The following is a 13,120-nucleotide window of genomic DNA, read 5'->3' as shown; positions in this document are numbered from 1 at the left end:
TCAATGTCCTCCTTGCACGCATGGCAACGTGAGACCGAATTGTTTCAGCCGAAACCCTGTGCTGTATCTGTCGTAGTAACAGCTAATCCCCGCTGGCACGCCGGCCGGACAAATACCTTTGGCTTCAAGATGTGATTTGAGCGGCCCCGAGGCCCGGCAGTTCAGCCTCGCGAGCTGACCCAAAGTCACAAATGTGCTTTCGAATTGCTCAAGGCTTGTCTCGGTTACAGCTGCCAGAAACTGACGTGATTTGGGGTTTCTCAGGCGCTGCAGCGTCAGCATCCCATGCTGCGCAAGATAAATGATGGTCTGGTAAGTCACATGAAGCCTTCGGGCAGCGTCCCCCTTTGGGAGCGCTGCCATCTCCAAAGGAGGCAGAACAGTTTTCAGTTCGGCTAGTGAGATGCCCACTCTATCGAACCCGTTTTTTTCATCTCCTAAATCATAGGTCTTCAAGCGGCCCGCCTGCACCAGCTCCACGATATCAACGCTGCGGCACCTCACACGCATGGCGGCACTGACGAGAGATACGGTATCCGTTGCCACCGGTGCAGGATCCTCCACGCCTGAAAGCAAGCCAGCAGCAATGGCCTCAAGTTCCGCCTGCCGGAATTTCGGCCTCTGATCCAATGCATCCGTGACTGGTGCCAGATGACCAGCCCCACGAAGCTCCGTCAGCAGGTCAATGCTAATTCTGAGTGCTTGCGCAGCTACCTCAGCAGACAGCCGCCCTGACATCTCACACTTTATGCGCTCCAGCTCCGCTGCTGAAATCTTGTCTTTCAGCCAGACCTCCTGGGCTGTGCGATCAACAACGGCCTCGCCGGTTTCGAGCAGAAACCGGTTCATGCGCTGCCTTTCCATTTTGAGTTGCCTGCAAGCCCCATTGATCGAATAGACAACAGGTGAAGGCGACGGCTTCCCCAGAACCGTATCGCCCTCCCGAAACGGATAGTTCCGGAAGATATAGGCACGCACCTTGTCCTTCAGGTTTTCGAACTCGGAGCCCAGGGACGCGTTCCGCAGCCATTCGAAAAAGGCACCGAAATCCTTCTGATGACGTACCGTGCGGCGGGAGATCGGGGACACAAGCGTATCCAGCGCCCGAAAGAGCCCCTCTTCACCAAATTTCAGGGCCTGAAACCCTTGTTCGCCTGCAGCAGACATATCGGCATCGCTGGCTTCCGACACCATCCGTTCCGGACCAAAGGCCAGAACGAAACCAAGCATTTCACAGAGCCGCATGGCAAGATGGATGGGCATGGCGTCAAGAAAAGCATTCGCCTTTTGCCCTTTCAGACGCTGCGCCAGATAGACTTCCAGAGCGGTGAACGCGAGGCTGTCATCGCTGTTGGCAGCTTGGTGTATCTGGCCGAAATGCTTCTCTGTCTGGTTCAGAAAATCATAGTTGTTGATTGTGTACTTTTCCGCAGGAAGGGCGATCAGTGGCACGTGGTGGATCGGGCAGGACCGTACGGAAGTGAACTGCCAAATGGGACGCCGGTACCGCCCCAACCGCCCATTCTGCTCCTGATCGGCGACAAGGCAACGAGGGCACACCCGAAGGCGTGATCTGACAAATACGCCCCGTGCGCATACATGGCCGGAGACCAGAAAGCGCCCTCGCGCAATCGTCCGGATCGCCTGAGCCAGAAGCGTTTCCTTGGTTATTCCCGTCACCTGCGCCAGCCTGAGCATACAGGTTTCATCACCCCGGATGAAATCCTGCCAGCGAAAACCCAGGTCCAGAGACAGATCCGAAGGTGAGCCCAGGCCGCAATAGCCGCTGAGCCGGGATACGTAGGAGGTGGCAGTCTCATCACTCTGGATCGGGAAACAAAGATCTGGCGCTTGCTTGCTTTCCATTGCACTCATCCCTCCATTCCTCCCATTCCCCAAAGCCTGCGCGCATCAATCGTCCAATAATCCTCAGCAACAAAGGGGTTGAACGCTGGAATACCCCCTGCTTTCCGATGATAGACCTCCGCGAAATGCGCTCGCCTGAGCTCAACACAGCCGTCCAGTAAAGCTTCTTCGATGCCCATAAGGAACATCTTGAGGGTCAGCCCGAACTCATTGGCACCTGCGTGAATGAGGCGCCGTTCGAAATCTGAGAGATCAAGATCCGGAGCGAAAAACAGCCCCGCTTTCTCAGTGTACCGCTCGAGAACCAGACGCAGGTTTTCATGGTCGGTCTCCCATGAAATGGCACTCAGGCTGACAATATGCGCCCGCCGCGCAAACTGGTGGTCAGAGTTAATCATCTCGACGAGTTCCGGCGTGCCGGAGAGGACCAGCCCAACGGGCCAGTCCTTGTCGTTCATCAGTGACTTAAGTGTGTTCACCACATCGATGCGCACTGTAGCGCCCTTGGTTGCATGCAGGTCCTGCGCTTCATCAAGATGCAAGAAGAGCGTTTGCCTTTGCCGCAAGAGATGGCGGACCTGATCCCAGATGAATGCAGTGGGACGATCCCGCGTAAGCGGGTACCCCAAAGCGTGCAGAAGAGCCGTTCCAACATGCTTCAGAGTCGCGGGGGACGGGATCCGCATGCAAATCACTTCGGCGATTTCTGAACCTGCTTGGGGCAGCGCAAGACCGGAAAACTTTGCGAACAGTCGATCAACTGCAGTGGTCTTCCCGCTGCCCGCTGCTCCCACAACCGCTATGCATTCCGCTTCCTCGTTTGTGCCCAGCCTGGCCGACGCACGGCGATGCATTAGTTGTCGGTGAAACGTCTCTGAAAGCTGTTCGTAACCGCTATAATAAACGAACTCCGCCCTCAACCGGGCGAGAAGAAGATGCAGATCTTCGCCGTGCGGCAGCTTGTGATCATGTGTCATCGTCGAGCCTCCAACGGGTGGATCGTTGACTGTGGCTGGGGCTGTCGCTCTTGTCGGAAGAGGTCTCGGAGGCGTGGGATTGTTCGCCCTCGCCGCAATGCGGAATGATATGTCCAAACAGATCTAGATCGGGTGGCAGATCGAAGTCCTCTTCTCCCTGTTCAGGAATAATCGACAAGCCCACGAACAGGTCATCGCGTGCCCGCTTCAGTCCGGCAGGTGTTTGCGCTTTCAGAACAGTGCCAAACCGCGCCTGTTCCCGTGCATTGATTTCAATGATCTTAGAAAGCGCGTCCGCAACAACAGCCTCATGCAATTGCGCCTCCGCCTTATGCCGCAAACGCAACTCACGAGCAGTCCGCTGCCATTCCTCATAGGATACGCCTTCGAAGCATTTCTGAAGTGCTCGGGCCGGCCGCCACTTTCCGTCGACGTAGACCAGAATCCATCCCAAATCCTCCAGGCTGCACCTGATTTCCACCTCATGATCATCGGCATGAAGAAAGACATGCTGGAGCGCGGGGCAGGCATAATCGATACCGAATTTCTTGATACCCCGGCCGTTGGCGGTTCGGCGATCTCTCTCCCCGAAGGCGCGGCGGCGTGTGGTTTCCGCAAGTTTTGGGACAACACCTATCTGCTTGCTCAGACGGTCCCAGCAATTGTTTGGCGTTTCGCCGTTCAATCCCCGATGCGGCGTGTTGTGATAGACGTCCACCACATAGAGCGTGAGGGTTTGCATAAGGACCTCGTCGTGCAACGAGGCGAGGTGTTCGGATGGGTAATCTCCACGCTCCAAACTGTTGGAAAATGTCCGGCCCGCCAAATGCGGCATCAGGGATGTTCCGAACGTTCCGAAAATGCGTTCAACACGCCCCCGCAGATGAGGCAAACCAGTGGGTGGAGACTCTGGATTTCCATGGGCTTCCAGAATGGCGAAGCGGAACAAATCGTCCATGAACGCAGCGCCGTTATCGGTGCAGATCGCTCCCAGGCCTCCAAAATGGTGCCAGGCCGATTTACATCCAGCCGCTGCGGCGATTTCAGTCTTGTCCCGGGTGATGTCGCGCAGGAGCGCATAGGCATCTTCGCTATTCGGGGTTGCTGCCAGCCGCATCCCCACGACACAGCGGGTTGCGCAGTCTACGGCAAGGTAAAGCCATCTGCGCCCCCGATCCAGCTCCGCCAGTTCTTGGTCTGAGAGATGATCCAGCGCACCGCGTTCTGCCAGGATTGAGATGAGATCGACTTTCCATTCGTCAATCTCAACGCGTTCCATTGGGTAGCTGGCGGAAATGCCCGTCTCGTAAACCGCGAACTTGCGGTTCGCTGCATCAACGCCATGCTGCGCATTCCGGAGCATCCGGCCGGTCATTCCGATGACATCCGGCCACTCAATCCGGCGTATCCGGCCACCCTCGGCGGTCCGTCTTGCGGCTTGAGGTTTCGGGTATCAGTTTTGGGCCTTTTCGTCATCCATTTTGGCGGCTTTCTTTCTGAAGGACTGGCCTTCGAGCTCGAGGCGGTAGGCATTGTGAACGAGCCTGTCGAGTATGGCATCTGCGAAGGTGGGTTCGCCGATCACCTCGTGCCAGGTATTGAGCGGCAGCTGGCTGGTGATCAGGGTTGATCCGGTGCCGTAGCGATCCTCGACAATCTCCATCAAATCACGGCGCTGATTGGCGTTGAGACGATCCGGCCCCCAGTCGTCCAGGATCAAAAGCTGGGTTTTCGTCAGAGCTTTGAAGACGCGCGGGAAGCGCCCGTCGCCATGGGCCGTTTCGAGTTCATTGAACAGCCGCGGAACACGTTTGTAGAGCACGGTGATGCCATCCCGGCAGGCGGCTTGCGCCAGAGCGCAGGCGAGCCAGGTTTTGCCGACGCCGCAGGGGCCGGTGATCATCAGGTTGCGCTTGTCCTTGATCCACTTGGCACCCAGCAAGCTCTGGAAGAGTGCCTTGTCCAGGCCCCGGCGCGACTTGTAATCGACATCCTCCGGTGACGCCCCGGCGTGGCGCAGGCGCGCCGTGCGCATGCGGCTTTCAAAGCGTTTGGTCTCACGGCTGGCGGTTTCCCGGTCGATCAGCAGCGCCAGCCATTCGGCGTGGCTGAGGGCGGCGGTTCCGTCCTGGCGCTCCATCTCTGCAAAGGCTTCGGCCATGCCGTCAAGCTTGAGGGTCTTGAGCTGTTCCAGCGTTGGATGTGTCAGCATATTTGGTCCTTTCAATGGAAGTAATCCGCACCACGGATGTTGGGATGTGTGATCGCGGGCTCGTCCGTGGTGCGGTGCCGAGGGGCGCGATCCAGACCATTCTTCAGAATGGAATGCAGGGATTGGTAGGTATAACTGTTGATCTCGAGCGCCCGTTCGCAGGCAGCATCGAGGCGGCCATTGCCGAAACTGCGCGCGAGCTTCATCACACCAAGACAGCTGCGACAGGCCTGCTCGGGGTGCTTGCGGCGGCGCATGATGACCTCGGCATAGGCCTCCACATTCGGGCCGATCCGGGCGGCCTGTCTGCGGATGCTCTCTGGTGTCCAGCCGGCGCGGTGGCGGTGATTGGGCGGCATGTGCTCGCGCACGGTGGAATGCTGACGGTTGCCGGATGTGCGGGCATGGGCTGCAACCCTTTGACCTTTATGGAAGACTTCCACCGTCCGTGCGGTGATACGTACCCAGAGCTTCTGTTTGATCAGCTGATGCGGCACTGAGTAGTAATGCCTGTCCACATCGATGTGATAGTCGATCCCGGCGCGGCGCTGCTTCCATTCGGCGAAGACGTAAGGTTCCGGCGGCAACGGTTTGAGAGCCGGTTTGTCCAGGTCATCAAACAGTGCCCGGCGGCTGGCTCCCAGATGCCGGGTGACCTTTGCATTGAGCCGGTCCTGCAGAGGGCGGATCGCCGCGTTGAGTTCATCCAGGCCAAAAAATGTCTGATTGCGCAGGCGTGCCAAAATCCATCGCTCAGCCAATTGCACTGCCGTCTCGACCTTGGCTTTGTCCTTGGGTTTGCGGGGCCGCGCCGGGACCACGGCGGTGTCGTAATGCGCCGCCATATCCCCATAGGTGCGGTTGATGGCAGGGTCATGGAAACAGGCTTTGATGACGGCAGACTTGAGATTGTCCGAGACGATCATTGCAGGCACGCCGCCAAAGAAGCTGAAGGCCCGCACATGGCTGCTGAGCCAATCCGGCAGGCTTTGCGTCCAGGTCGCCTCGACATAGGTGTAGTTCGAGGCTCCAAGGGCGGTGACGAAGATCTGCGCCGTCCGCACCTCGCCAGTCTCAGGGCAGACCACATCCACCGTCTGGCCTGCATAATCGACAAACAGCCGTTCACCTGCCGGGTGGCGCTGCCGCATCACCGGGGCAAGCTTGCCCTCCCAGCCAGAGTACAGGCTGCAATACTGGCTGTAGCCATAACCGTCAGGATGAACCTCCCGGTACTCCTGCCACAAGAGCGCCAGCGTCACCCCTTTGCGGCGCAGTTCGGCATGGACATAGGCCCAATCCGGCAGCGGAATTTGGCGTGAGGCCTGGCCTGCCAAGGGTGGAAAGAGCCGGGCTTCAAGTTCCGTGTCCGACAACTCCTCTGGCAGCGGCCAGGTCAATTTGGCTATCTCCGCGCGCCGCAGATAATCCGATACCGTCGCCCGCCCCAGGGACAGGCTGCGCGCCACCTGGCGCAACGACAAACCATCGGCACGAAGCCGCAGGACTTCTTTGATCTTCCGCATTGGCAATCTCTTCATAGGGCTCTCTCCCGCTCGAAAATGAGCGGCAGCGTAGCCGGTGAAAGATCACCTCAAAACGGATGCCAAACCCCCATCAAATAGGGTGGCCGGATGCTCCGGAATCGGTGGCCGGATCAAATCGGAACGGGTGGCCGGATGCCATCGGATTCAGTGGCCGGATACTGTCGGAATGCGCAGCCTGGCGCTGAACATATGTAAAATAGGGATCGAGCTTTTTTATCGCGCGTTCGACCGCCCGGCGGGATGGCACCGGCAAAGCAGGCTTGCCCTCAGCCTCACGATCTTCATTCACCTTTCTAAAGCGCGTCTTGCAAAGGTCCGCGACTTGCTTCTTGGATAATCGCTGGCGCGAAAGATAGGTCGAAACACAATCCCCTAGAAGCCGGGTCGCAGCCAAGCAAAACCTGTTTTCCCTGTTGCCTGATCGATGGGTGCGGGGCATGAGCGCCAAATAGGAATAGTCGCCTTTCTCGTATCTTTTGAGCCAAGTGCGCAGCGTCCGTGTCGAAGGCGGATCACGAAACAAGCTTGTGCGTCCGGCCCGAGGTGCTTTCCATTTCTGCTGGGCTGCCCGTGCGAGTGCATTCACATGCGCTTCCATTTGCGGCATGAATTTCTCAATCGACTGGTCAGTTTTGGTCATGCCTTCGTTGGCAAGGAAGTGCATTGAAACGGAAACCCATATGAACCGGTAGACAACACGATCCTGGATATCTTGGCGCGAAAGCTCAGAAGCTTCCGCGCCTGCATGCATACGGGCTTCTATTTGCCCGATGAGAAAGTAACCCGGCTGGAAGGTTACATCTGGATCCGAAAGAAGGGCGTCGAAGTCCTCGAAGCTGAAATAGGTCTCCCCTTCTGCCCCATCCACGTTCTCGAAGGCATACCCGGTGTCCGTTTCGATCCGTAGCCGCAGAAACTGCCCGTTGATGGTCAATCTATCGTTAGAGGTGACACGCATCCGATGGTTCATGAGCATTCTCCCAGCGTCACTATGGTGGAAGGATCTATTTCTCGGGCCATGTCAGCGTTCAAAACGCCGTCAAAGATCGCCAGAAAAATTGCTCTGAAGCACTCGGCGCCACCTCCAAGCCGTCTCTGAAGTTCTGCTACTGTCATGGGAAATCTGATTGAGGCGGCAAGCTCAGCAAGCTGACGCTGCAAAGCGGTGTTGCGGGTACGGGCAAAGGCATTGAAGCGTTCTGCATTCAAAGCCTCCGCCTTTGTGAAATCTTGGTCGGTGATCAGAACCACATCGTCTGCAAACTTGCTTGTCATCGCCGCCCGAATGTCTTCGAGCTCCGCCAGGAACCGTGTTTTCCTGACGCGGGCCATGGGCTTTATCGCGACAGCAATGGTGCGGCCGCTCGCAAGAACCACCAGAAAGTCGAAGAAATGGTGTTTTCGCCGCCCGTCTGATCCGGCGTACTTGAAAGGTTCAGGCTGTTCACGAATGTCTTTGACAGCAGCGTTTGCTAACAGAAGAAACAGAACCCGCTGCTCCAGCTTACTTTCAAATAGGATGATCCTTGGCCTGTTCTGGCCAGGTAAATGCACAGCAACAACGCCGCGCGAGCTTGCCTTCGAGCGTTTCGCAATGCGGCGTGATGCGCGGCTGGGAAGCGGAGAGTTCAGGCCCTCCATTAGATCGATATCATCTTTCATGTTTGATTTGGCCATGCCTGCAGGGAAGCTGAGCATGGCGCTCCCTTCTTTGACTTTGGTCTGAGGCAAAGTTTTCCCGGCCCGTCGCCTCAATTTGGCGACGGGAAGGTTGACTCTGCTGCGATGTCGGGTGAAGAAAGCGTGTCGGGTATCATCGACACGGATTTCAAAGGCCTCGCAGGGTTGCCGCCCTGAGGGGCCTTTCCCGTTTTAGGGGGTGGCAGTGGGCTAGGTCATATGCGTCATCCTCCTGTCGAATCCAGTACCGGAAGCGATAGCAAGGCATTCCCAATCTTTCAAATTATTATTTACTTTCAGCAAGTTACACCACACGCCTCGAATTTCCATCTTTATAACCGGATGACCCGAAACTTGCGTTTTGAAGTAAGAAGGCTGTGGATCAACGCAGTAAAGGGAGGATAAAGCTGCCTGAGGGAGGAGCAGAGAGATGCCAAGCAGGGTATTCGCAGCGAAATACCGCGGGGTTTTGCATGTTTACGTGAGCAAGGAACCCAACGATTGGAAGCCATACAAGCTGCGTGAAATCCGCAAGCTCTATTTCGAATGCGCGGATTTAAGAGAACTGGCCAACCGCATTGACGTAAGCCCTCTGCTGGTACGAAGGATGCTGACCTTGGCTGGCATCGATTTCGCACGGGATCTCTACAATCACTACTTAGCAAAGAGATGCTGTGGAACCCTCGCCAGGCGAAACGGAATGAAACCTGCCACTCTGTCAAAACTCTTCAAAGACAATGGGCTAAGCGTTTTCCGGCGACACTCCCGACCAGCGATACCACGCAAAAAACTCCAGAAAATTTGGTACAGGGCTGCAACCTTCAATGGCTTCGCTCGCGCGCTCGGGGTTCATTGGCAAACTGCATTCGCCATCCACAAGGATAATAGCCTTCCAGCACCCAAGCACCCACCAAAGCGCCTGGGTAGACCTCCCGGTACACTAACTACGGCCTAGAGGAGTATTGCGGCCCAAACCTGCCATTCCCTTACTTTTCGCACACTGCGATGCGGCCCGCCGAAGGAGACGTTAGCTGCAGGCGCGAAATCCAATCCAACCAGAGCTCGGGGTTTACGAGACTTTTGCCTGGTGTCGCGTTGAGAGCAGACACGCATTGGGCGACATTTCTACATGATCGAATGACCACCACTGCTTCCATACCTCAATCTACGGATCGCATCCTGGCAGGCGTTGCTCTGATGCTTGGATTTTGCCTGACTGCTCCGTTGCTGGATGTAGCTGCGAAACTCGCATCAGCGAGTGTGCCAGTTGGGCAGATTACGGCTGCCCGCTTTTTAGTGCAGTGCGCGTTGATGGCACCGTTCATCTGGATAATGAGGCTGCCGTTGCGTGTGGCGCGAAGTCAGTTGATGGCACTCACAATCCGCTCACTACTTTTGCTGTTTGCAACTTTTTGCTTTATTGCAGCGATCCGTGTGATGCCTCTCGCCGACGCTTTGGCAATCGTGTTTGTGGCCCCGTTCATTGTCTTGCTGGTCGGCAAGATTTATTTCGGCGAGGATGTCGGTCCTCGTCGTGTCGGGGCGGCTCTTGTGGGATTTGTTGGGGTTTTGTTCGTTATCCAGCCCAGCTTCGCGGCCTTTGGCGCTGTTGCCATAATCCCGCTTGGTACCGCGGTCGCCTTTGCTTTCTACATTCTTGTGACGCGGGGATTGTCACGCCGGATGCATCCTGTGGCTTTGCAATTTCACACTGGCCTGATCGCCAGTCTGTTCTGCGTTCCAGTGCTGATAGCTGCCCAAGGTTCCGGCACCGAGCTGTTCGATCCTGTTTGGCCGGCGGACCTCGCGTTGTTGTGGCTTCTGGGGGCAGGCTTTTTCGCGACGGTGAGCCACATGATGATGACCTATGCCCTCTCCTTTGCACCTTCAGCTACATTGGCTCCCCTGCAGTACTTTGAACTGCCGGTAGCGGCCCTGTTCGGCTATCTTGTCTTCAATGACTTCCCGAACATGCTTAGCCTGCTTGGTATTGCCATCATCATCAGTGCCGGGCTGTACATGATCCATCGCGAAAGGGTCACAGCTAGACAGTTGGTCACTGAGCGCGCAGCACCTCCAATCTAAGACTACACGCGCTCGCGGCCCAGAGCGATCACTCGCCACGGTATCCGGGTGCTGCGGTGCGGCACTTCAGATGAGGCATTCGCTGCGCGCACATAGTCACGCGACATGCGAACTCACATCTGTGGATGCCCCTATTTATGCAAGTTGTTTTTTGAGCGTTTTGGGAATGTGAACGGATGCGGTCATCTGTCAGGCCTGTTTGTGCGGCGTTTCAGATGCCGCTGGCCGGTATGGAGATACGCGGTTCAATTCCACATCACAGTGGCGGGTTGATTATCCCGGTGTGAGTTCCTGGTTTTACTGAACCCGATCTTTCCGATCATTTGCCCTTACACTCAAAGACCTCCTTACATTGCCGACGTACCGTCCACCGTAACGCTTACGCGGCGGCGATGGCCGGATCCCTGTAATCTTCGTTCCTCACCAACATGGCCCATAACCGGCGCGCCATTTTATTTGCGAGCGCAATAGCGACGACCATACGTGGTTTTCTTGCAAGCATTCTTTGGAGCCAAGATCCTTCTCGGGCACCCTTGTGAACCGCCACCTTCACGAGGGACATGGCACCGATGACCAAGAGCCTGCGGATATCTCTCTGCCCCATCTTCGACGTTCGGCCCAACTTTTGCTTTCCACCCGTCGAGCGTTGCTTCGGTACCAGCCCTACCCACGCAGCAAAATCCCGGCCCCGACGAAAGATTTCCTTGGGCGGGGCGAAGGCAGAGACAGCCATGGCAGTGATCGGGCCAATGCCTGGCATGGTCTGGAGACGGCGTGCAGCATCGTCTCTTGTCGCTTCGATGCGCACCTGTTTTTCAAGCCTGCCTATTTGTTCTGTCAGCGTGGCGATCTGGCCAATATAGATCGATCCAATATCCGTCACCATTTGTGGCAGGCCATTCTTCGGATCTTCCAAGATTTCTCTCAGACGTTTGATATTTGTCGTCGCCTTCGGCGCAACTCTGCCAAACTCGGCGAAATGAGCTCGCAAGGCGTTGATCAGCTGCGTGCGTTGCCTCAGGAGCAGGTCACGTGTTCGGAACAAAACCGCCCTACTTTGCTGCTCATGTGTTTTCACGGCGACTGTTCGCATCGTCGGACGTGATGCAGTCTCAGCAATCGCTTCTGCATCAGCAGCATCGTTTTTATGCCGTTTGACGAAAGGTTTCACATAGATGGGCGGTATTAACTTCACCTCATGGCCGAGTGCCCCGATCTGACGCCCCCAGTCATGCGCGGTCGCGCAGGCCTCCATAGCAACGGTGCAGTTTGGTTGTTGTGCCAAAAATGGCACAACTTGCGCCCGGGACAGTCTATTGCGGAACAAGACATCGCCACCAGCTGTCGCCCCATGCACCTGAAAACTGCGCTTTGCCAAGTCTACTCCGATAATTGCAACCATTTCCATTGTCGCCTCCTCTGTTTCTGGTCTGTTAAAACAGCACCAGCATGGCGCATCGCGATGCCGTCGGAGGGGGCATCCACTCCATCACAGTGCGGGACGGAGACGCCATTTGTTCCCGATTGAGTCTTCATTGATCGCCGAGCAGATCAGAGCGCCTATTTCTGCGCACCAGCACAAGGTTAGACAATCCGGCTTATTCATTGGCCCGGCATCAAACCTTCGACACTAAGGAAGGCCTGACCGGCGCTCTGCACCGTTCAGGATCCTCAGGGCTTCAATTTTTATTCTTTACCTTGCGCGTGCATCTGGCGTTTGCGGTCTCGGGTACGGCGGGTCGCCTCCTCTGAGCCATTGTGGTAGGTGCCGAACCACTTGTCCCAGGGCATCTCTGCATTGCCGTAGTTGCACTCGTAGTAGCGGTGGTGCAGCTGGTGGAAGAAAGCGCCCAGCAGCAGGGTCTGGCGGTCGCGGGCCCAGATCGCCTCATACCCCGAATGGGACGAGGCCGCGCCCAACATCAGCCAGTAGCCGAGGAAGACCATGTGGACAGGGTGGCTCGGCAGGATCAGTACTATCAGGATTGCACTGAGGTATCCGAAGGCCTCCACCGGGTGCATCGACATGCCGGACCAGGGTCCGGTGTTGACGTTGCGGTGATGCACCGCGTGGACATGGCGGTAGATGAAGGGCTGATGCAGGAACAGATGCACCACGTAGAAGTGGAAGCTCTGCCAAAGCGCCAGCACCGGGAACAGGGCGATGAACCAGACGGGATGCTCGGCAAAGCTGAGGGTGCCGATTAGGCCGCTGGCGTAGCTCCAGCGCAGGCCACATTCCAGGACAGACAGGAAAGTCGCGCCAAAGACCATTGAGTAATAGATGTTGTCCCAGGTCTGATAGCCGAATTTGTAAAGCGCGTTCTTGCGCTTGGCATAGGGGCGCGGGTCGTACTTCAACAGTTTGCCCTGGCCGTCGATGCCATAGAACCACATATGCAGCCCCCCAGCGACGATCAGCAGCAGCAGCCAGTTGCGCAGGAAGACCCAAGACATCCAGCCGAAAGCAAAATCTGCCTGATCAGCGGTGACAGGCTGCAGCCAATAGGCGACCGCAAAGGCCAGGGCCAGATAGATCGAGCGGTCGGAAACTTGCAGCCAGTTCCGCCAAAGCCATTTGGCCAGCTTGCCGGGCTTGGGCGGCCAATGCCAATAGGGGGCGTGTTTCACCGGCAGTTCGGGGTGCCAGTGCCATTCGCGGCTCATCGGGCCGGGTTCGCTGCTTTCGGCCTGCGGGGCGGCAGTATTGACATCAGTGGTGGTCATGTCGGCGGTCCTGTTCTGAATGCGCT

The 13,120-nt window shown here is 56.8% G+C and carries 10 protein-coding genes; 1 reads left to right on the top strand and 9 read right to left on the bottom strand.

Going from position 1 to position 13,120, the window contains the following annotated elements; translation table 11 throughout:
* The 7 genes from K3557_RS00175 to K3557_RS00145 form a co-directional block, all read right to left on the bottom strand.
* A complete protein-coding gene (locus tag K3557_RS00175) occupies positions 1 to 1,875 on the bottom strand; it encodes a TniQ family protein (RefSeq protein WP_259996606.1) in 1,875 nt (624 codons plus the stop codon).
* Positions 1,872 to 2,843: a TniB family NTP-binding protein gene (locus tag K3557_RS00170; RefSeq protein ID WP_259996604.1), complete on the bottom strand. Its 972-nt coding sequence runs from the start codon at positions 2,841 to 2,843 to the stop codon at positions 1,872 to 1,874. Before K3557_RS00170 ends, K3557_RS00175 begins: the two co-directional genes overlap by 4 nt.
* Entirely contained in the window at positions 2,833 to 4,218 is a 1,386-nt protein-coding gene (locus K3557_RS00165; RefSeq protein WP_259996602.1) for a Mu transposase C-terminal domain-containing protein, read from the bottom strand. Before K3557_RS00165 ends, K3557_RS00170 begins: the two co-directional genes overlap by 11 nt.
* 78 nt (positions 4,219 to 4,296) lie before the next feature.
* Positions 4,297 to 5,055: an IS21-like element helper ATPase IstB gene (gene istB, locus K3557_RS00160; protein ID WP_259996600.1), complete on the bottom strand. Its 759-nt coding sequence runs from the start codon at positions 5,053 to 5,055 to the stop codon at positions 4,297 to 4,299.
* An 11-nt stretch (positions 5,056 to 5,066) separates the two neighbouring features.
* A complete protein-coding gene (istA, locus tag K3557_RS00155) occupies positions 5,067 to 6,596 on the bottom strand; it encodes an IS21 family transposase (protein ID WP_259996598.1) in 1,530 nt (509 codons plus the stop codon).
* 76 nt (positions 6,597 to 6,672) lie between these two features.
* Positions 6,673 to 7,572 carry a hypothetical protein gene (locus tag K3557_RS00150; protein ID WP_259996595.1) on the bottom strand — a complete coding sequence of 300 codons (900 nt, stop codon included), beginning with the start codon at positions 7,570 to 7,572 and terminating at the stop codon, positions 6,673 to 6,675.
* Positions 7,569 to 8,264 carry a TnsA endonuclease N-terminal domain-containing protein gene (locus K3557_RS00145; RefSeq protein WP_259996593.1) on the bottom strand — a complete coding sequence of 232 codons (696 nt, stop codon included), beginning with the start codon at positions 8,262 to 8,264 and terminating at the stop codon, positions 7,569 to 7,571. Before K3557_RS00145 ends, K3557_RS00150 begins: the two co-directional genes overlap by 4 nt.
* 1,155 nt (positions 8,265 to 9,419) lie before the next feature.
* Between K3557_RS00145 and K3557_RS00140 the strand changes: the two genes are divergently transcribed.
* Positions 9,420 to 10,367, top strand: a complete 948-nt coding sequence (locus K3557_RS00140) for a DMT family transporter (RefSeq protein WP_259996591.1) — start codon at positions 9,420 to 9,422, stop codon at positions 10,365 to 10,367.
* 379 nt (positions 10,368 to 10,746) lie between these two features.
* Here K3557_RS00140 and K3557_RS00135 read toward each other — a convergent pair whose 3' ends face one another.
* Together K3557_RS00135 and K3557_RS00130 are read right to left on the bottom strand one after the other, a co-directional pair.
* Positions 10,747 to 11,775: an IS110 family transposase gene (locus K3557_RS00135; protein WP_259996589.1), complete on the bottom strand. Its 1,029-nt coding sequence runs from the start codon at positions 11,773 to 11,775 to the stop codon at positions 10,747 to 10,749.
* Positions 11,776 to 12,053: 278 nt separating this feature from the next.
* The gene (locus K3557_RS00130; protein ID WP_259996580.1) at positions 12,054 to 13,094 is read right to left on the bottom strand and encodes a sterol desaturase family protein; all 1,041 of its coding nucleotides are present in this window, start codon (positions 13,092 to 13,094) and stop codon (positions 12,054 to 12,056) included.
* Between the last annotated feature and the right edge of the window lie 26 nt (positions 13,095 to 13,120).

Origin of the sequence: Leisingera sp. M523 (assembly GCF_025141335.1) — a bacterium.
In the GTDB taxonomy this organism is placed as follows: Bacteria; Pseudomonadota; Alphaproteobacteria; order Rhodobacterales; family Rhodobacteraceae; genus Leisingera.
The sequence above is the reverse complement of the archived record's forward strand: the minus strand, read 5'-3'. Positions and strand labels throughout refer to the sequence as shown.